The following is a 20,883-nucleotide window of genomic DNA, read 5'->3' on the forward strand; positions in this document are numbered from 1 at the left end:
TTACCCTCTTAAAAATTCGTTTAATAACTGCTCTGTCTCATATAAAGGTAAGCCGACAACCGCAAAATAGCTACCCGAAAGGTGACTAACAAAGCGGCCACCTAAGCCTTGAATGCCATAACCACCGGCTTTATCTTGCGGCTCTCCACTATGCCAGTAGGCATCAATTTCAGCATCGCTGAGCGGTTTAAATGTAACATCGGTGACAACAAGGCAGCTTTTTACTTGCTCACTATCAGCAATTGCCACAGCCGTCATCACTTGATGAGTTCGGCCAGATAAGCGCTTCATAGTGGCGGTAAAATCAGCTTGGTCTAGCGGCTTACCGAGTGCGGTATCATCAATGACAACCACGGTATCGCTGCCAAGTACTGGTCGGTCACTATAACCCATTGCAACGCCCGATTGCGCCTTGAGTCTGGCAAGACGCTCTACATAGTCGCGCGGGGCTTCGTTTGGGAATTGGCTTTCATCTGCATCAACGCTAAATTGAGAAAACTCAACGCCAAGTTGGCTGAGCAACTCTTTTCGGCGCGGTGATGCAGACGCCAAATAAATTGCGGTTTGCATTATCTAATCCTGAAATGACGGCGATATTTACGCAAAATTAAGAATATCCACCACCAACAAAGCATGCCGGTTAGTACTGGCCACATATAATGCGGGCTAAAATAAACGCCCATTAAAAAGTGGTTAAGCCAAAACTGCATGAGGTGGTAAAGCGTTAAAAACAAAGCAATTAAAATGCTTTGCTGCCATAAAGAAAAGTTTCTAATTTTTTGGAAATTACTCGCAGTGATAAATATACACACTGAATAAGTCAGTGAGTTCACACCGAGTGGCGAGCCTGATGCAAGGTCCATTAATAAACCAACCACCCAAGCTGTGCCAATATTTAAACGGTGTGGCACCGCTAACGACCAATACATTAATACCATTAACACCCAGTCTGGGCGGTATGGTTCAAACGAAATCGGTAACGGCATTAATGCCATTACCAATGCAAAGAAGATACTGATAGCAATCAGCAAAAAGTGACGACTATTCATTGCTGATGCTCTCCTGCTGATTACGCCACAGCACAACCAATAAGCGAATACGGTCAAGTTGCGCAATTGGCTCAGCATAAACCTGCGCAAAAGGACGCCCTTCATCACGGTTAATTTCGGTCACTACTGCAACCGGATATCCCTCAGGGAAGGTGCCACCAAGGCCTGACGTAACCAAGATATCGCCAATGCGAACATCAAGGCTATGTGGTACATGCGAAAGTTTTACCACGTTGATTTTGCCAATCCCCTCAACCACGGTACGCACATCGTTACGTAAAATACGCACAGGTGTAGCATGAGTTGTATCTGTCATCAGTAGTACACGCGAGGTAGTTGAACCCACTTGAGTGATTTGCCCCACTACCCCCATTTCGTCAATCACAGCTTGGCCTTCGCTTAAGCCATCCGTTGTACCACGGTTAATAACCACTTGGTGGCTATACGGGTTTGAATGAACAGAGAGAACTTGTGCAATAATCTTACGGTTTGATTGCTTAGCCGATGAACCGAGTAAAGCGCGTAACTTATCGTTTTCACGAGATAAAAATGACAGTTGTTGTAGTTGTTCGCTTTGTAGTAACTGCTTCTTTTTAAGTGCTTCGTTTTCGGTTAAAAGCTGTTCGCGGGTATGAAGGTTCTTTGCGCCAATACTAAATAACTCATAGGGCAAGTTGGCAAGGTAAATAAGTGGGCTAACTAAAGTGTTTAGGCTGGTGCGGATTGTTGTACCACCTTGAGTGTAGCGATCGCCTACTATCAGCACGACACTCAAAAGCACTGCGACAAAAAGTCGCAGTTGCAAAGAGATGGTACGACCAAAAAGTAACTTCATTAGTCGTAGCTAAATACGTCACCACCGTGCATATCAATCATTTCTAGTGCCTTACCGCCGCCACGTGCAACACAGGTTAATGGATCATCAGCAACCACAACTGGAATACCAGTTTCTTCCATTAATAGACGGTCTAGGTCTTTTAATAATGCACCACCACCGGTTAATACCATACCGTGAGCAGAGATATCAGACGCAAGCTCTGGTGGAGATTGCTCTAATGCAACCATTACCGCGCTCACAATACCCATTAATGGTTCTTGCAGTGCTTCTAAGATTTCGTGTGAGTTAAGCGTGAATGAACGCGGTACACCTTCAGCAAGGTTACGACCACGTACTTCAATTTCAATTGGCTCGTCTGTTTTGAAAGCAGAACCAATTTGGTGCTTAATGTTTTCAGCTGTCGCTTCACCAATTAAGCTACCGAAGTTACGACGTACATAGTTGATGATAGCCTCATCAAATTTGTCACCACCAATGCGTACAGATGAAGAGTAAACCACACCATTTAATGAAATAATGGCAACTTCAGTTGTACCACCACCGATATCAACAACCATTGAACCGGTTGCTTCAGATACTGGTAGGCCTGCACCGATTGCCGCAGCCATTGGCTCTTCGATTAAATATACTTCACGAGCACCAGCACCCATAGCAGACTCACGAATAGCACGTTTTTCTACTTGCGTTGCACCACAAGGCACACAAATAAGAACACGTGGGCTTGGGCGCATAAAGTTGTTGTTATGCACTTGCTTGATGAAGTGTTGCAGCATTTTTTCAGTAACGTAGAAATCAGCAATAACGCCGTCTTTCATTGGGCGAATTGCTTTAATGTTACCCGGAGTACGACCTAACATTTGCTTAGCTTCGGTACCTACAGATGCTACGCTCTTAGGGCCACCAGCACGCTCTTGACGAATAGCAACAACTGAAGGTTCGTTTAATACGATACCTTCTTCTTTTACATAAATTAGGGTATTGGCTGTACCCAAGTCGATCGATAGATCGTTTGAAAAAATACCACGGAGTTTTTTAAACATGAGGCTGGATGACCTTTGAAAATTCGTTCTTATACTAGCTGCTCTCACTCTATCATGCTAATCATGAAAAAGCGCAACTGCTTTAATTAAAATGCTAAAAAAGGAAGCATCCATTGCTTCCTTTTTAAATTCTTATCGTTCGCGTACTAAACGGAAACCGATATAGTTTGCACGAAAATCTGGCGCTAGGATTAAGCGCGTTGATACGCGTGCTAGGCTAGGAGCAAAATTCCATGCACCGCCTCGAACAGCCACATCAGACTGTCCTGACTTTTTGTTTGTCCATTCCCACACATTACCTACTGTATCGTATAGGCCAAATGCGTTAGGAGAAAACGACCCTGTTGGTGCAGCGCTCTTGTTTGACCATTCGCTACCACACCAGCCACAGTTCGCTAAATTTTTACCAATTTCGTTACCCCAAGGGTATTCAGTTTCTTTACCTGCACGTGCAGCGTATTCCCACTCAACCTCATTTGGTAAACGAAACAGCTGGCCTGTTTGACCCGATAACCAATCAGCATACGCTTTGGCATCGTTGTAAGTTAAACAAACCGCCGGAAAATCACTTTCTTGATCAAAGCCTGGGTTGCGCCAGTTTAAGGTTGCTTCCCACACTGGTTCGCCATTTAAGTAATACGCACAGCCGCGATCTTTTTCTGCTTCTGTTTTATAGCCGGTATTCGCAACGAATTGCTCATACTCACCAACGCTTACTTCTTTGCTTTGCATTGCAAATGAGTTAGCAATGGTTTTTTCTACCACTGGGCGCTCATTCGCTAACCCATTGCCGTTAATGTCACCCATCTTAAATTTACCAGCGGGAATAACTACAATGCTGGCAGAACTGGTTTTATTAACAATACTTGCAACAGGTGCTGTTACAGGTTGTTCTGGTGCCGCAGTCACTTCAGCAACAACAGGCTCTGGCACTTTAACTAGGTTTGCATTAATGGTTTGTGCTTTACGCAGATCAATTCGCGCTTTATAGCTTTTGTAGCCACGTTTGCGAATTTCAATATCATGAAAACCTTTTGGTAATGATGTCGTTAACCTAGTTGCACCATAGCTAACACCATCAATAAACACTTCGTCGTCATAAACATTTGAACGCAGTGTTAATTCAACCATTTTAGATTTTTTTAGATCAGGTAATGGTTCAACCTTTATTGGCTTTTTTACAGAATAATCACTTACTGGTTGCTCACTCATACGTGAAACCGATACCACCTGCCCATTATCCTGAGAGTCACTGAATGTTAACTGACTATCTGAATAGGTAGTGCCGTAGCTTGGCTGAAAGTTACCAGCCAGTGGCGTGCCATAGTCAGCACAAAAACGATTATCTAAGTTAAGTAAGCTACATAAACGGCTGCTGTTTACATCACCGCGCATCGTCACACTTAGGTTAACGTTGTAGTTACCTTGACCACTGAACGCGCTGTTCACGACATGGCTACTTAAAATCTTAACTTGTGCACCAGCAAGGTTACGTTTTGGCTCAACTAAACGTTCTTCAGTTAAGTTAGCAAAAATCTGGTCTACAAAACGTTTAGTGGCTTTTTGTAAGCCCATTTGTTGGCCACGTTGTTCACAGGCAGCAAGTGTTTCGGTGCGCTTACAGTTAATCGTGTGATTAACCTCTAATGTGCCTTCACGCGTGAATTCATTACGTAAACGCTCAACACGTGCCGTTGCTAACTGCTCTTTTAAACTTTCTAAGGTGTTTAACTGGGTGTGCTTTGATACACGAATTTGCTCAATGTCTTTTCTATGTGAAGCAATTGCCGCCAATTGCATCGAAATATCATCTTTGTTTTGTTTGTGATCAACCACAGCTTTTTGATAGCGCGACTGCGCATTGCTGATATCAAGAGTTGGGTCATCAATAAGTCGGCGGTACATCTCGTTCATTGCATCTAGCGCTTGGTTTTTTTCTTTATCTAGCTCAGTTGAGCGGGCGCGCAATAATTCGAGTTGTTTTTGTAACTGACTTTCTTCTTTTAGGTGTTTTTCGAGGATTAAGGTCGAGTTATCGTATTCGGCTTGTTTTTTACTGATCTCTGATTCAATGCCAGTTACCGTAGCAGTATCTTGTGCAAATGCACTAGTTGCTAGCAAACTAACTGAAATTAACAGAGATAAAGGAGCAATTCGCATATATTCCATTCCCAAAAAGCGGCAATTATTTGGTCATTATTATTTTTTATAATTAAACTCTTATGCTATGTACTTGCAAGGCAAAACACAAGCTTTGTTCAATTATTATCTGAGTTTACATCTATTACCTTAGTTGATGCCAGTAAATAACAAAATCATTTGAGTTTAATTGACTAATTTCTATCTGTAAGACGATTTTGCTACAATAAGACGTGTTTTTTTACGAAAATTAATGCCGTGAATAGTTCTTTTGAATCACCAGTACAAACAATTCATCACCCCTTATTAGCTGCACGTAAAATTCAGTTGAGCATCAAGCGAGATGATCTTATTCATCCGCAAATTAGTGGCAACAAATGGCGTAAGCTAAAGTTTAACTTAGATGTTATGCAGCAACAGGGTAAATCTGAGCTACTCACTTTTGGTGGCGCGTTTTCAAATCATATTCATGCCACGGCAACTGCAGGTAAACTATTTGGCTTTAAAACCCACGGTATTATTCGCGGCCCTGAGCTAGACGAAGCAAATCCAACACTCAACTACGCAAAGCAATGCGGTATGAGCTTACACCCAGTAAATCGAATTACTTACCGCTTAAGGCACGACCAAACGTATTTAGCACAGTTACAAGCGCAGTTTCCGAATGCCTACATATTGCCAGAAGGCGGCACTAACACAGCCGCACTTTTAGGCTGTAAAGAATTAGCGCAAAGCCTACCAAGCTCTGATGTGATTGTTTGCCCAACTGGTAGTGGCGGCACACTGGCAGGTTTAATCGAAGGTGCACCACAACACACAAAGCTGTTAGGTGTCGCAGTACTGAAGCAAGCGCACTACTTAATTGATGAGATAAAGCAGCTAAGTAATAAAGCAAATCAACAACAAAACTGGCAGCTGCTTTGCGACTTTCATGATGGTGGTTACGGAAAGTTTAGCGATGACTTGTGGCAATTTTGCCAAACCTTTAGTGAGCAACACGCAATCCCGCTTGAACCAATCTACAGCGGCAAAATGCTCTATGCCGTTTGGCAATTAATAGAGCAAGGTTACTTTAGTGAAGGAACGCATATCATTGCAGTTCATACTGGTGGGCTACAAGGGTTAGATGGCCTCAAGTACCGTGGCCTCATTAACTAACTATAGGGCGTAATATCCGCCAGCTTTTGTAATGGCTCGGCAAAGTAAAAACCTTGAGCAGCAATGACACCTAGGTTTTTTAAGGTCGCAAGTTCGTTCTGTGTTTCTACTCCAACCGCATAAACAGGAAAGTTTAACTCAGTACCTTTAGTAATTATTTGCTTAACCATTTTTTGCTGTTGGGTGTTGGTGTCAATATTGTGGATCAGCTCAAAAGCCAACTTAATACAGCATACGTTTTTGATGCCTTTATACGTTGCCAAGTGCTCTGCAGTACGCACATTATCAATAACAATGCCTGCAGAAAGTTTTTCTAAACATTCAAACTGTGCACTGAGCTTTTTATGCTGTTTTAAATAATCATCTTCGCTTAGTTCAAATTGCAGTTTATCTGCGCTATTAAACCCTTCCATTTGCTGTTTAAACCACAGCCAAAACTCGTCATTAAACCAGTTCATTGCGTGTAAGTTTATACTCACCGTTAATGAGCCCGTTTCGTTCAGCAGCATTTTCTTCACTTGAGAAATCACAGTTTGGTCCAATAACAAGACATCTTTTTTACTGCTCATGTGAGGAATAAAATGCCGAGCTGCAAGCAAGCCTAAACTCTTGTGGCGAATACGGATCAACGCCTCATGCTGTAAAATATCACCTGTTTGTAAGTCGAACAAAGGCTGAAAAAACAACATGAAATGTTTTTTCTTTATGTACTCAAATAGGTGTTCTTTACTATCAGCGAGCATGCTTGACTGCGTATGACCAAAGGGTAAGCGATGAATATGCTGCCAAGCGCTTTGTTTCGCCAGTGCTAATGCTGATTTAGTAAGCTGATAAACCACTGCCTGATCAGCCCCTGCGCGGTAATTACACACACCAATTTTTATATCAGCGCGAGATAAGTCACTACGATAATTTAAACAAGCTTGATAAATAACCTGATGTAATCGCTTAGTGTATTTATCAACTTCGGTGGCAGGCACACTGTTTAGGGTCACAGCAATACCACCCGATGGCAATAATTTAACAGAGCGATTTACAAGTTCACCAAACCCTTTTGCTATAACTAACTTAAAGTAATTATCAACGTCGAGGTTAGCAGGGAAAGGGTTCTTCCAAAAGAATAGCGCAAACAAATGGTTATAGTTTGTTGGTACACCATACAAAATATTTAAATCCTGATGACCTAAAGGTTTAGGTGGTGCAACTTTCTTGGCTGTAACCTGGGTGTTTAATTGTTCAAATGGTTTGCTCAGCGGTTTTTCTGCTATTGCTAATTGCTTGAACATTTTTTTCCACCAGCGGAAACCCCAGTACCCAGTGCCAAGCAATATTAAATTTAGGAAAATAAATAAGTGACTTTCGACCAACCAAGAAGGCCAATGAAATAAACGTAAGTTAACCGTTTTATAGCTAAACACCTCTTGCTCTAAGTCGATAAAGTTTGCAAAGTTATGTGGTACATCACTGGCACTCATTGCAAAACCTTGGCTTTTAACTAAGGTAGCAATAATATCTTGCGAGGCAATCGGGTCGAGGTTTAACTCATACACTTGCTTGGCAAGCTCAGTACCGGTGCGATGAACTTTGTCGTGCAACACATCACTTAAGAAAATATTAAAAACAACTAATAGCAAAAAAGCGGCCGCCACATAGATGGCCACCGGTTGCTTTATTTGTGAAGCTAAGTCTCGTTTCATTTCACAGGTTAGTTGCTTAAACATATACAAAGTGTTGTTCAAGAACCCTATAAATACAAGGCTGCAGGGCGATTTAAAGCAATATCAGAAATATCCTAGAACCAGCGCTGTCAAAAGTTTTGTAATTTTAAACACCTAGCAAAAACAGTTAATGAGAATTATTTTGTAACTGGCAAACTGCTACTTAAAGAGTAGTAAGAAAGTTTGCAGTGCTAAAGTTTCTCAAAATCAACGCAGTTACTAATCAACTTTAAACACATTTAGGGCATCGGATGTTTTTTGCTGTGCATTTTCTAAATCTGTAATTAACTTCTCAAGTAACGCTAACTCGTTTTGAACATCATGCATGTTTGAAGTGATATTTTCGCTTGCTTTGCTCGCTTCTTCAGCAAGCTGACTTTGCGATTCAATTGCATCGGATACCGTATTTGTTTGGCTACTCACATCAGCAATATTCGCTGTTAACGTATCTATATTCGATAACGCTTGTTCACTATTATCACTGACCATTTGCGTTGAGTCAGAGGTATTTTCCATATACACCTGCAACTGCTGAACCTGCTGTTTTATATCATCAAGTACTGAAGATATTTCAGATGTAGAGTCTTGGCTACGTGTAGCTAAACCACGAACCTCATCGGCTACAACAGCAAAGCCACGGCCTTGCTCCCCTGCCCGAGCAGCTTCTATTGCCGCATTCAATGCAAGTAAATTAGTTTGCTCTGCAATGCTCGAAATCGTATCGAGTACAGATTGAATACTGCTTGTTTTAGCACTTAGGGCATCTGATTGTTCATGGGCTTGCTGTATTAACTCTGACAACGAGCTAATACTTGCTTTATTCCTACCAATAATTTGTTTAGTACTTGCAGATAGATCATTCGCCTTTATGGTGTTTTTTGAGCTTTCTTCTGCAGATACTGCTATTTGCTCTATCTGGCTATATAGCCTAGTGAAGTTGTCATGCAATGTTGCGGTCGTTGAATTAATATTTTCAACACGCTCAGATAGCTCTTTAGCAAATGTGATTAATGACCGAACACTGGATTCACTGGTGTTATTAGCTTGCTGAACTTGCCTAATTAAATCGGTAAGCGCATCGACGAGCTCATCAACGCTTCTGGAGATTGCACCAATTTCATCACTCGAATTATCGTTAATTCTCACCGCTAAATCATGGCTGGTAGCGATAGTGCTAATCACATCTCTAACCCTAGTTACTTTTCTCGCCAGCGACTTAATAACGAATAACCCAAAAGCAAAGAACAAACCTATAAGAATAATGGCAAAGCCACTCGTGACATAAACAGTAGTATTTGCACTACTACGACTTTGCTCAATCAGCGACTCTAAAGCTTGCTGCTTATTTAGAATATGCTTACGGACCTTACCTATTAACTCAGTGGACTGAGCAAACCAATCTGCTGGTGTTGGATAGCTTAAAGATAGCTCACCACTTTCTTGATTAAGCTTTTCAACAATGCTTTTTACATCTTGATAAGTTTGTGAGTTGGTCAATTCTGCTAGCCATTTTTTATCAGCATCACCTGTAAGTGTTAAAGAAAGCAAAAACAAGGTCTCTTCAATATTGTGAAAATAGCTACTGACTAAGACTTGATTACTCTCAGAAATCGATTTTGAAGATAAGACACCATTCACTTTACCTCGCACTTGCCCAAGCCTTTCCTTCAATAAAGACATTTCGACTATTGCAAGACCAGAAGCGATTGCCTCACTTTGCTTGACCTGTGAGACTCGCCTGTTGGCAACATCGAGCATAAACTTGTTTGAATCAGAATAGACCACAAACGCTTGTTTACCTTGCTTCTTGTCGACACTTTCTCTCAGCTCAGTGATTTTCTTATGTTTTGCTAATACCGCATTGAATAGTGTTGATGAAACCTTATGCTGCTGAGTGTAACGGGCAAATTTATCAAATTCTTTGTCGACCACTACACGCTGCTGTGCAACACGCTCTTTATTTTGACTATAGCCAGAGCCAATTAGGCCCGCAGTTAAGCCTCGTTCAACAGCCGTTTCGTGAGCTATCTCATCAATCATTAAAGCTTCACGTATATATACGGCATCTTTCTCAACTGTGCTTTTTCTAACAAGCGACTCATTGATCACAGTATAAGACGCTGCAAACATCACAACCAAAGCAAAAGCGATAACCGCTGCAAGCGCCTGTTGAAAACTTATCTTCCTTAAAAGTTGCATAGTTAATAATAAAGTTGTGGAATTAAGGTTCTATAAACTTAGACCAGGTTTTGAATATAGCCAATTCGGCTAACCAACTTGCTTTTAGATTAAGCATTAACTTTCGCACATAAAAAAGCCCCGCTAATGCAGGGCTTCTTAAAAACTAATTACACAGTTTTGTCTTTGTCTAGAACGGGATATCGTCATCAAAGTCGATTGGTGGTTCCATTGGGTTTGATGCGCCGCCTTGTGGTGCATTTTGTGGCTTAGGAGCAAAACCGCCTTGTTGAGGTGCGCTGCTTTGCTGCTGACCATAACCGCCACCATATTGGTTATTGCTTTGTTGTTGTGGTGCAGATTGCTGTTGTGGACGCTGTTGCTGCTGTGCTGGCGCAGACTGTTGCTGTGGAGCATAGCTATTATTGCTTTGTGATTGCTGTGCACCACCGCCGTAACCGCCACCTTGTTGTTGACCACCTTGGTAACCGCCTTGTGATTGACCACCTTGATAGCCTCCACCTTGCTGTTCACCACGACCGCCTAACATTTGCATTTGACCGCCCATGTCTACCACGATTTCTGTAGTGTACTTTTCTTGGCCTGATTGGTCAGTCCATTTACGCGTTTGTAAACGACCTTCAATGTACACTTGTGAACCTTTACGAAGGTACTCACCAGCAACTTCTGCTAGTTTGCCAAATAACACGACACGGTGCCATTCAGTACGCTCTTGCATTTGCCCTGTGTTTTTATCTTTCCAGCTATCTGTCGTAGCAATGCTGATATTCGCTACGCCATTGCCATTAGGCATATAACGTACTTCTGGATCTTGGCCTAAATTACCAACCAAGATAACTTTGTTCACACCGCGTGCCATGGAACTTCTCCTATAAAACGTTAGATTAAACCAGCCACTTTGCGTGCTTGGTCTAGGTCAAATTCTTTATCATTAATCTTTAAATAGCTGCGATTTTCATCACAGACAACCGTTGCTTCAATTACGCCCGGTAAAGCAACAAGACGAGAAGCAAGCGCTTGTGCCTGCTGCTCTGAACTTAATTCAGTCATTAAGCTAATTATTTTACTTCTTGGTGGGACTTGCATATTCCAAGCAAGGATAAGCCATATTACCCCAACAAGTGCCGCCGCCGCAAACACTGCTTGCGCACTTAATGCTTGAGCAACGTAACCCCCTAATAAACCACCTAAAAAGGCACCAAAAAACTGCGTAGATGAAAATACTCCCATCGCAGAACCTTTCTGGTTTGCAGGGGCAATACGCGAAACAAGTGCAGGCATGGTTGCTTCTAAAAAGTTAAAAGCAATAAAGTAAACCAACATACAAATACCGATGCCAATCACCGAATCAACCCATAACGACATCGCTAGCATACTTAAAACAAGCAGCGCGATTGAGCCAATAAAGGCTTGTTTTTCTTTTTCTTTACGGATCGCCACAATCATCATTGGTGCCATCAAGAAAAACGCTAAAAACAGTACAGGTATATATAAATACCAATGGTGGTCTGCAACTAAGCCATCTTTTATAAGCTGGCCTGGTAAGGCTACAAATACGGTAGTTAATGTAAGATGAAGCAGCATCACACCAAAATCAAGGCGTGCTAATTGTGGATGTTTAATTAGTTGCTTAATATCATCAAGGGTAGCAAGTGTGTCACCTTTTGGCGCCTTATTGACAGCATTTGGCACCAAAAACAACACTATTAAAATACCTAAAATGGCCAGTCCTGCGGTAAGCCAAAATACCCCAGCAACCCCCCATGATGCAGCAACAATTGGCCCTAGTAGCATAGCAACGGCAAAGCTCATACCAATACACATACCAATAACGGCCATAACTTTCGGACGTTGTTCATCACGGCTTAAATCAGAAGCAAGCGCCAATAAAGCACTGGCAATCGCCCCCATGCCTTGTAGTGCACGCCCAAGCGTAACCATTTGCACAGACTCAGCGGTTGCAGCAATAACAGAACCAAGTGCAAACACACAAAGGCCACCAATAATCACTTTTTTACGACCAATTTTATCAGACAACCAACCCATAGGGATTTGCAGTACGGCTTGCGTTAAACCATAAGCACCAATAGCAAAGCCAATCCAAAGCGGCGAAAACCCTTCTAATTGCTGACCATAAATCGCCAATACTGGCATCAGCATAAATAGGCCAAGCATACGGAATGCAAAGACGCTCGCCAACGAAACGGCTGCGCGTTTTTCTCGAGAGTTGAGTGAAGATGCTGTCATGAATTACTGATCTTGCTGTCTATTAAAATTTGAGCGTGGATTCTACCACAAGCGAAAACTAAATAATCACCTGTAAGTGATGATTTTTTCTTTGATCAAGGATTAATCTTATCGCGTATTATGAGATACTGAAAAAATAATTAGGTAATAAAACGAGATAGCATGGAAAACATTGAAGTCCGAGGCGCCCGTACGCACAATTTAAAAGACATCAGCCTAACCATTCCCCGTGATAAGCTGATAGTTATCACTGGCCTATCTGGTTCAGGGAAATCGTCTTTAGCGTTTGATACTTTGTATGCAGAAGGGCAACGTCGTTATGTTGAATCACTGTCAGCGTATGCAAGACAGTTCTTATCGCTAATGGAAAAACCCGATGTTGATCACATCGAAGGTTTATCGCCAGCTATCTCTATCGAACAGAAATCAACGTCACATAACCCGCGTTCAACGGTCGGTACTATTACCGAGATTTACGATTACCTTCGTTTATTATTTGCCCGTGTAGGTGAGCCTCGCTGCCCCACTCACGACTTGCCACTTGCCGCACAAACTATCAGCCAAATGGTCGATACGGTTTTAGCCTTACCAGAAGGTAGCAAGCTAATGCTATTAGCACCGGTGGTAAAAGACCGTAAAGGTGAGCACGTTAAACTGCTTGAGCAACTCGCAAGCCAAGGTTTTATTCGCGCCCGTATCGATGGCGAAGTAAGTGACTTATCAGATCCACCAACTCTTGAGCTTCATAAAAAGCATACTATCGAGGTCGTGGTTGACCGCTTTAAAGTAAAAGATGGCCAACAACAGCGCTTAGCTGAATCATTCGAAACGGCCCTTGAGCTATCAGGTGGTATTGCTCATGTAGCGGCAATGGACGACTCACTCAGCGAAGACATGCTGTTTTCTGCTAATTTTGCCTGCCCTACTTGTGGTTATGCCATGAGTGAACTTGAGCCACGTTTATTCTCGTTTAACAACCCGGCGGGTGCGTGTCAAAGCTGTGATGGTTTAGGTGTGCGTCAGTATTTTGATCCAAACCGTGTTGTGCAAAACCCTGAACTAAGCTTATCGGGTGGTGCAATTAAAGGCTGGGACAAACGCAGCTTTTATTACTTCCAAATGCTGCAAGCTGTCGCAGAGCATTATCAGTTTGACCTAGAAGTGCCTTTCCAAGAACTTAGTAAAGATGCGCAAAAGGTGATTCTTGAAGGTTCTGGCAAAACTAAAATTGCCTTTAACTATCGTAACGACCGTGGCGATTTAATTACGCGTAACCATGAGTTTGAAGGCGTTTTAAATAATATGAATCGCCGCTACCGTGAAACCGAGTCAAACTCAGTTCGCGAAGAGCTTGCTAAATACCAAACAAGCCAAGCGTGTCCGAGCTGTCATGGCTCGCGACTTCGTGAAGAAGCTCGCCACGTATTTATTGGCCAAACAAACCTGCCAGCTATCACCACAATGAGTATTGGTGAAAGCATGGCATTTTTTGATGGTTTGAATCTCACCGGTCAGCGCGCCCAAATTGCCGAAAAAATCCTTAAAGAAATTCGCGACCGTTTATCTTTCTTAATTAATGTAGGCCTTAATTATTTATCACTTGAGCGAAGTGCCGACACTCTGTCAGGTGGTGAAGCGCAGCGTATTCGTTTAGCAAGTCAGATTGGTGCAGGTCTTGTTGGTGTTATGTACGTATTGGATGAACCATCAATTGGTTTGCACCAACGCGATAACGACCGCCTACTAAAAACCCTTATTCACTTACGCGATTTAGGCAACACCGTCATTGTGGTTGAGCATGACGAAGATGCTATTCGCGCTGCAGACCATATTATCGATATCGGCCCAGGTGCCGGTGTTCATGGCGGCCATGTTATTGCACAAGGTACCCATGACGATATTCTAGCCAGTAAAGATTCAATCACAGGTCAGTACCTCTCTGGCGAAAAGAAAATTGAAGTACCAGAGTCTCGTCATCAAACTACCGACAAATGGCTTGAGTTATTTGGTGCCACAGGTAACAACTTAAAGAACGTTGATTTACGTATTCCATTTGGCTTAATGACCTGTATCACAGGTGTATCAGGCTCAGGTAAATCAACGCTTATCAACGACACTTTATTTAAGCTGGCTCATACCGAGTTAAATGGCGCAACGACCGCTGAAGCGGCTCCGTACAAGTCAATCAAGGGCCTAGATCATTTTGACAAAGTGATTGATATTGACCAAAGCCCGATTGGCCGTACTCCACGTTCAAACCCTGCCACTTATACCGGTATTTTTACCGGTATTCGAGAGCTATTTGCGGGTACTCAAGAAGCCCGTTCACGTGGCTATAAGGTCGGTCGCTTTAGCTTTAACGTTAAAGGTGGTCGTTGTGAGGCTTGCCAAGGTGATGGCGTGATCAAGGTAGAAATGCACTTTTTACCTGATGTATATGTACCTTGTGATGTATGTAAAGGTCAGCGCTACAACCGTGAAACCCTCGAAGTACAGTACAAAGGTAAAAACATTCACCAAGTACTCGAAATGACCGTAGAAGATGCCCGTGACTATTTTGATAAAATTCCGGCTATTGCACGTAAACTGCAAACCTTAATGGATGTAGGCTTGTCGTATATTCGCTTAGGTCAAGCTGCTACTACCCTCTCCGGTGGTGAAGCGCAGCGTGTGAAACTGGCTCGTGAACTTTCAAAACGCGATACCGGTAAAACCTTATATATCCTTGATGAACCAACTACGGGTTTACACTTTGCTGATATTCAGCAATTATTAGTAGTACTTCACCGCTTACGCGATCACGGTAATACCATTGTTGTTATTGAGCATAACCTTGATGTGATCAAAACCGCAGACTGGATTGTCGACTTAGGCCCAGAAGGTGGCTCTGGCGGTGGTGAAATTTTAATTTCTGGTACACCTGAAGACGTTGCCGAGTGTGAGCGTTCACACACAGGAAGGTACTTAAAACCACTACTATAAAAAAGGATATTGCGTGCGTAGGTATTTAAAAATTGCAAAATGGCGCGCTAATAAACAGTTTCAACAACAGCAACGTAGCTGGCAGCCTCATAAAACGAGGCTGGTTGAACGATTACAAGCCATTTGGTTTAACTTAAGTACCGCACAAAAGCTCTATCTTTTAGCATTAAGCAGCCTGGTTGTTCTGCAATCGGGCTGGTTAAGTGCCACCATCACCATTATTGCGCTTGTTATTGAATTTTGGCCCAAGTTTAACCAACTTTGGCACTCGCTTGCCGGCAAAGCACTGATTTTAATCTTCTATGCCAGTATCGCTAATTTTGTGTTGGCCGGTGCGAGCGGCATAGTTAATGATGTAACTCATGTCTCAGCTAGTCACTTTAATTACACCCATAACTTTGCCACCCTGTTATATTTACCCCCTTGGGCAATGGGAATAACCCTAGGGACTTTATTGTTATTTCAACTTTTTTTACCTTTCTATATCTTTGTTTTATTACTAATAAAGCCATTTGGCTCTGAGCGAATTAAATTTATAAGCCAAAGCTACTCACCTCTATTAACTGCCATCGTGCGCTTTGTTTTAGCATCAGTGGTATTTATTAACCTGATTTCGTTTATCGACGATCAGCCACCTGAAGAAGTGCTCGACAACATGGTTAGCACCTTTTTGGATAGCAAAGTCATTGCCAAAGAATCTGGTGAAGAGCAGCAAAAAGCAGTCGAACAACTCGGTGAAAAACTCGAACAACAACTTCCTGAAAGTACACAAAACTCAACCCCTAACCAAGACGTCAATATAGAAGGTGACAGCGAAACCGCCGAAAACCTTCGTCAGTTTCTAGATACCAAAGGTTACTTTGAGCGTAGCAAACGTTTAATTGCGATGTTTGCTTACAGCTTTGAAGCCGATAGCTATTCACGCTGTTTAAAAGCAGAAAACAGTAAAGCCGTTGAGCTGAATGATTACGAAATAGTGCAAGTAACCCCTGATCACCATGCTGAATATGGCTATCGATTTGAAGTCATTGCTTGTGACTCGCCAGGCGTTACCCCAGTAGAAAAATAGCGCAGCAATCAATATTACTCGCTTGGCTTGCTGCGTTTTTCTCTTATAAAATGAAATATCGAAAGCCCAATAAAACCAAAGCAAACTAAGGCGATTACTAAATTAGGTATAAAAATAAGTAACATAGTAGCATCATAGCCGATCTTAGCGAATGCAGCACAAAGGCTACCAATGATAAGCTCAGTTAAGATTAGCTCCCATTCTAATGAGCTATTCGCAGGTACAGTTTTAGCCGCATAATGTTTTACTTTAAAACCCATATCAAAACCTCCAAGTTCCTATTTGCTACATTCAAATATCATCAATAGGCAAAAACACAAAAATAAAATGATTTAAAACCTTATTTCCCCTCATAAGAATTAAACTTAAACCATTGAAACTATTAAAATTAACATTTTAAAACCTTATATATAAATCCCTTAGAACTAGATAAGCGACTCTATGTAAATTCCTCGCTATTGTAGTTTCCATCAACGGGCCACCAACCAACTTTGCTTCGCTGATAAAACTAATCAACCAATTAAGAGAATAAAGTTATGAGCAACTCAGCTTTAAAAATAGTGTCGATACTCGCAGTAAGCACGCTTGTTGTTACACTGCCAACCCCCTTATTTAATAGCCAAGATACTCAAAAATTAGAACAACATCTTGAGATATCTATCGAGGTTTCTATCGAGCAAATGAACAAAAAAGTTGACCATCAAATTGAGTTAAAACTCAATAAGTAATGCCCTGCTTGCCCAGAACATTGGGCAAGCTTTTTCAATTAACAGGCTAAAAGAATGAAACAACTAACTCAATTACTGCTCTCAACAATTGCTGCATCAAGCTTATTTACAACCAGTATTTGTACTGCAAAAAGTGCCGTTTGGCAGGTAAGTAAAGGTGATGAATTTATATACATTGCGGGTTCAATTCATGTTTCACCGCCCAAGGAACTACCGCTACCAGCTGAATTTAATCAAGCATATAAACAAGCCGATACCCTAGTACTTGAAGCCGATATGCCAGCGCCAAGTAATAGCTCAGCACAACTTACTATGCTTAAAGCACTGAGTTACCAAGCTGGTGAAACATTAAGTAGTAAGCTCTCTGCAACAGTAAAAAAACAATTAGAAGCACAGCTTACTCAATACGATATGCAACTTAGCGAACTCGACAGCTTTCGCCCTTTTATGGTGAGCTTGCTGATGATGTCGCTAGAACTACAAAAACAACAGCTTTTCGGTGAAGGTGTTGATAGCTATTTCGCAAAGCGAGCCCAACAAGACAGCAAAGAATTAGCTTACCTCGAAACCTTGGCATTCCAATTACACCTTTTTAAGCAATTAGGCAGCCAAGACGAAGATGCCTATATTCAGTCACAGTTAGCGCAAGTATCAAGTTACCAAGCGCTTTACAGTGCAATGCTTGATGCATGGCGCAATGGCGATATGCACGCAATGAATGAGCTAACTATCATGCCATTAAAACAACATGATCCCCTCACCTACCAAATACTCATTAAGCAACGTAATTTGAATTGGCTTAATCATATTGAGCATTACTTTACTGATCGGCAAAAAGAGTTGGTACTTGTTGGTGCTGCTCATTTGGCCGGTGAAGATAGCCTATTGGCCTTGTTAGAAAGTAAAGGCTACGTGATTGCACAGTTGAACGCTGATGAGGATTAAGAAAATGGAAAAAACAGACAAAACCGCTGCCGCACTTATCTGCTTGTTTACTGTTTTAATTGTGCTGAGCTTTTAATAAAAAAATACCGCTTTATAGCGGTATTTTTATCTCAATAATTTGCTGAAAGCTTACGGGCGAGGAATAAAACCTACCGCATCGTAGACTGCTTTTAATGTTTTTTCAGCGCGAATACTCGCCTTTTCAGCACCTGACTTCATAATGCTATCAAGTAGTGACTGATCTTCGCGAATTTCTTTAAAGCGCGCTTGAATTGGCTCAATCATATTAACAACCGCTGCTGCAGTGTCTTTTTTCAGGTGACCATACATTTTATCTTCATATTCAGGCACTAAGTCTTCAATTGAGCGCTTAGTTGCAACTGATAATAAAGTAAGTAGGTTAGATACACCTGGTTTTTCTTCACGATCAAAGTAGATACGAGCTTGCTCGTCTGAATCAGTTACTGCTTTTTTCAGTTTCTTTTCAATCTTCTTCGGCTCATCTAATAACATGATGTAACCGTTTGGATTTTCATCTGATTTAGACATTTTCTTGAGCGGATCTTGTAAGCTCATTACACGCGCGCCAAACTCAGGAATGTATGGTTCAGGTAGTTTGAACACGTCACCGTATAGGTTGTTAAAACGTGTTGCGATATCACGTGTCAATTCAAGGTGTTGCTTTTGATCTTCACCCACTGGCACTTGATCTGCTTGGTATAACAAGATGTCTGCAGCTTGCAGTACAGGGTAAGAGAACAAACCCACATTCACGTTATTAGCATGCTTAGAAGACTTATCTTTAAACTGCGTCATACGGTTAAGCTCACCCATTTGAGCGTAACAGTTTAAAACCCAACTAAGCTGTGCATGTTCTGGCACTTGAGATTGTACGAATAACGCCGCTTTTTCTGGGTCGATACCACATGCAGCATAAAGCGCAATACCGTCCAGCACGCGCGAGCGTAGCTGCTCAGGATCTTGGCGTACAGTAATGGCGTGTAAATCTACTAACATAAAGAAACTTTCGTGGTCTTCCTGTAGCTTAAGCCACTGGTTAATAGCGCCAACATAGTTGCCTATTGTCATACCACCGGTTGGCTGAATGCCACTTAACACTACTGGTTTACTCATGATGTTCCTTTATATTTTTACTAAACTAAAAAGACGAAATTAAAATGCACTTACCTTTGGGTAAGAACGGGTATTATATCTAAGAAATTCTCGCAGAGGTACTCTGGATTGAAATCAGCGAGATTTTCACCTTGGTTATAGCCATAACCGAGTGCGACAACGTCAACCTTAGCAGCTTTTGCTGCCAAGATATCACTTTTTGAGTCGCCTATCATAACCGCTTTGGCTGGGCTGACATCTAATTGCTGACAAGCAAATAGTAAAGGCTCAGGTGATGGTTTCTTTGCCATATCATCACCACATACAATCAACTGAAAATGACTAGTCAGTGAAAGCTTATCAAGTAACTTTTCGGTAAAACGACGTGCCTTATTGGTGATCACCACTTTAGGAATACCAGCAAGTGCAGCAAGCCCAGTTTCTACATGTTGATAAAGCGCACTGTAGCCACCTACAACTTGGTCATAGTGCTGATAGAACAAATTAATTGCACGCTCAGTAAGGGCTTCATCTAAATGCTCACTGATTTGCATATCGCCACTCAAACCACGCTTTACAAGTGTTTCTATGCCATTACCTACCCAGCTCTCAACTAGCTTTTGTGTAACAACCGGAAATGCGAGGTCAGTTAGAGTCAGGTTCATCGCAATGTATAAATCATAAACACTGTCGACTAAGGTGCCATCTAAATCGAAAAATGCCGCATCGTATTTCATGACTCAACCTTTGCAAGCTCGCTGCGCATCGCATCGATAACGGCTTTATAATCTGGTTGATTAAAAATTGCAGAGCCTGCAACAAACATATCAGCACCCGCTTCTGCAATTTCAGCAATGTTATTAACACCTACACCGCCATCAACTTCTAAACGAATATTGTGACCCGAGTCATCAATAATTTTACGCGCTTGACGAAGCTTTTCGAGGGTATGAGGAATAAAGCTTTGGCCGCCAAAGCCAGGGTTAACCGACATTAATAGCACTACATCAACTTTATCGAGCACATGCTCAAGGTAGCTAAGGCTGGTTGCAGGATTAAATACAAGCCCAGCTTGGCAACCGCTGTCTTTTATAAGCTGTAAGGTACGGTCAATATGCTCACTTGCTTCAGGGTGAAAGCTAATAATAGAAGCGCCCGCTTCAGCAAAGTCGGGAATTAGGCGATCGACAGGTTTCACCATAAGATGCACATCAATCGGGGCTGTAATACCGTAATCGCGCAGTGCTTTACAAATCATTGGGCCAAAGGTTAGGTTTGGCACATAATGGTTATCCATTACATCAAAATGTACAACATCTGCCCCACTTGCGAGTACACGATCAACATCTTCACCTAAACGGGCAAAATCAGCTGATAAAATAGAAGGGGCTATTAAATACTTTTGTAATGTTTCCAACATGAGAGATTCCATCATAATTTGCGACTGCAAGAAGAGCGCATAATGTAACCCAATCGACAGCTGATTAAAACACCACAGCTAACTGTTAAAACGCTATTGCTCAAGGCCAATCCTTTTAGCTTATTGAATTAATGTAAATTTAATCAAAAATTGAACAATCGTTCTATTCAACTGCTTGCATAAATGCATTTAAATGAAACAAAATATAAACATAAAATTTACTTTAAAAGGCTAATTT

18 protein-coding genes are annotated in these 20,883 nt (G+C 41.8%); 5 read left to right on the forward strand and 13 right to left on the reverse strand.

Annotation, left to right across the window (positions count from 1 at the left end):
- The 5 genes from L1D51_RS08205 to L1D51_RS08225 all read right to left on the reverse strand — a co-directional run bounded on the left by L1D51_RS08205 (nucleotide 1) and on the right by L1D51_RS08225 (nucleotide 5,087).
- Nucleotides 1-570 (reverse strand): Maf family protein, encoded by a 570-nt coding sequence (locus tag L1D51_RS08205; RefSeq protein ID WP_239963398.1) that lies wholly within the window; start codon nucleotides 568-570, stop codon nucleotides 1-3.
- Nucleotides 570-1,049 carry a rod shape-determining protein MreD gene (gene mreD, locus L1D51_RS08210; protein WP_058583828.1) on the reverse strand — a complete coding sequence of 160 codons (480 nt, stop codon included), beginning with the start codon at nucleotides 1,047-1,049 and terminating at the stop codon, nucleotides 570-572. The genes L1D51_RS08205 and mreD overlap by 1 nt, the downstream gene beginning before the upstream one ends.
- Entirely contained in the window at nucleotides 1,042-1,884 is an 843-nt protein-coding gene (gene mreC / locus L1D51_RS08215) for a rod shape-determining protein MreC (RefSeq protein WP_054563354.1), read from the reverse strand. Before mreC ends, mreD begins: the two co-directional genes overlap by 8 nt.
- Nucleotides 1,884-2,927, reverse strand: coding sequence for a rod shape-determining protein (locus tag L1D51_RS08220; RefSeq protein ID WP_054552787.1), 1,044 nt, complete (start codon nucleotides 2,925-2,927; stop codon nucleotides 1,884-1,886). The genes mreC and L1D51_RS08220 overlap by 1 nt, the downstream gene beginning before the upstream one ends.
- A gap of 132 nt (nucleotides 2,928-3,059) precedes the next feature.
- A complete protein-coding gene (locus L1D51_RS08225; protein ID WP_054563353.1) occupies nucleotides 3,060-5,087 on the reverse strand; it encodes an SUMF1/EgtB/PvdO family nonheme iron enzyme in 2,028 nt (675 codons plus the stop codon).
- Nucleotides 5,088-5,324: 237 nt separating this feature from the next.
- Between L1D51_RS08225 and L1D51_RS08230 the strand changes: the two genes are divergently transcribed.
- Complete coding sequence (locus L1D51_RS08230; protein WP_239963399.1) at nucleotides 5,325-6,224, forward strand: 1-aminocyclopropane-1-carboxylate deaminase/D-cysteine desulfhydrase; 900 nt, start codon at nucleotides 5,325-5,327, stop codon at nucleotides 6,222-6,224.
- Here L1D51_RS08230 and L1D51_RS08235 read toward each other — a convergent pair.
- From L1D51_RS08235 to L1D51_RS08250, 4 genes are all read right to left on the reverse strand, one after another.
- Nucleotides 6,221-7,921 carry an EAL domain-containing protein gene (locus tag L1D51_RS08235; protein WP_236702884.1) on the reverse strand — a complete coding sequence of 567 codons (1,701 nt, stop codon included), beginning with the start codon at nucleotides 7,919-7,921 and terminating at the stop codon, nucleotides 6,221-6,223. The two genes, L1D51_RS08230 and L1D51_RS08235, sit on opposite strands and share 4 nt — an antisense overlap.
- Nucleotides 7,922-8,161: 240 nt before the next feature.
- Nucleotides 8,162-10,141, reverse strand: coding sequence for a methyl-accepting chemotaxis protein (locus tag L1D51_RS08240; RefSeq protein ID WP_239963400.1), 1,980 nt, complete (start codon nucleotides 10,139-10,141; stop codon nucleotides 8,162-8,164).
- A 169-nt stretch (nucleotides 10,142-10,310) separates the two neighbouring features.
- A complete protein-coding gene (gene ssb, locus L1D51_RS08245) occupies nucleotides 10,311-11,000 on the reverse strand; it encodes a single-stranded DNA-binding protein (protein WP_054563349.1) in 690 nt (229 codons plus the stop codon).
- Between the two features lie 20 nt (nucleotides 11,001-11,020).
- A complete protein-coding gene (locus L1D51_RS08250; RefSeq protein ID WP_054552792.1) occupies nucleotides 11,021-12,388 on the reverse strand; it encodes an MFS transporter in 1,368 nt (455 codons plus the stop codon).
- 162 nt (nucleotides 12,389-12,550) lie between these two features.
- On the opposite strand from L1D51_RS08250, the gene uvrA reads away from it, so the two are divergent.
- Complete coding sequence (gene uvrA / locus L1D51_RS08255) at nucleotides 12,551-15,370, forward strand: excinuclease ABC subunit UvrA (RefSeq protein ID WP_239963401.1); 2,820 nt, start codon at nucleotides 12,551-12,553, stop codon at nucleotides 15,368-15,370.
- Nucleotides 15,371-15,383: 13 nt separating this feature from the next.
- Nucleotides 15,384-16,439, forward strand: a complete 1,056-nt coding sequence (locus L1D51_RS08260; protein WP_239963402.1) for a hypothetical protein — start codon at nucleotides 15,384-15,386, stop codon at nucleotides 16,437-16,439.
- Nucleotides 16,440-16,453: 14 nt separating this feature from the next.
- Here the strand turns inward: L1D51_RS08260 and L1D51_RS08265 are convergent, their stop codons facing one another.
- Nucleotides 16,454-16,699, reverse strand: a complete 246-nt coding sequence (locus tag L1D51_RS08265) for a hypothetical protein (protein WP_055197515.1) — start codon at nucleotides 16,697-16,699, stop codon at nucleotides 16,454-16,456.
- Nucleotides 16,700-16,975: 276 nt separating this feature from the next.
- On the opposite strand from L1D51_RS08265, the gene L1D51_RS08270 reads away from it, so the two are divergent.
- Both L1D51_RS08270 and L1D51_RS08275 read left to right on the forward strand, forming a co-directional pair.
- Nucleotides 16,976-17,167, forward strand: a complete 192-nt coding sequence (locus L1D51_RS08270; protein ID WP_055197513.1) for a hypothetical protein — start codon at nucleotides 16,976-16,978, stop codon at nucleotides 17,165-17,167.
- 54 nt (nucleotides 17,168-17,221) lie between these two features.
- Nucleotides 17,222-18,112 (forward strand): TraB/GumN family protein, encoded by an 891-nt coding sequence (locus L1D51_RS08275; protein ID WP_239963403.1) that lies wholly within the window; start codon nucleotides 17,222-17,224, stop codon nucleotides 18,110-18,112.
- Nucleotides 18,113-18,241: 129 nt separating this feature from the next.
- On the opposite strand, the gene trpS is transcribed toward L1D51_RS08275, so the two are convergent.
- From trpS to rpe, 3 genes are read right to left on the reverse strand one after another with little or no spacing between them, the layout of a single operon-like run.
- Nucleotides 18,242-19,246 (reverse strand): tryptophan--tRNA ligase, encoded by a 1,005-nt coding sequence (gene trpS / locus L1D51_RS08280; protein ID WP_054552798.1) that lies wholly within the window; start codon nucleotides 19,244-19,246, stop codon nucleotides 18,242-18,244.
- A gap of 50 nt (nucleotides 19,247-19,296) precedes the next feature.
- Nucleotides 19,297-19,962 carry a phosphoglycolate phosphatase gene (locus tag L1D51_RS08285; protein WP_239963404.1) on the reverse strand — a complete coding sequence of 222 codons (666 nt, stop codon included), beginning with the start codon at nucleotides 19,960-19,962 and terminating at the stop codon, nucleotides 19,297-19,299.
- The gene (rpe, locus tag L1D51_RS08290) at nucleotides 19,959-20,645 is read right to left on the reverse strand and encodes a ribulose-phosphate 3-epimerase (protein ID WP_239963405.1); all 687 of its coding nucleotides are present in this window, start codon (nucleotides 20,643-20,645) and stop codon (nucleotides 19,959-19,961) included. Before rpe ends, L1D51_RS08285 begins: the two co-directional genes overlap by 4 nt.
- Between the last annotated feature and the right edge of the window lie 238 nt (nucleotides 20,646-20,883).

The organism is Pseudoalteromonas shioyasakiensis (genome assembly GCF_022398475.1).
Classification (GTDB): domain Bacteria; phylum Pseudomonadota; class Gammaproteobacteria; order Enterobacterales; family Alteromonadaceae; genus Pseudoalteromonas.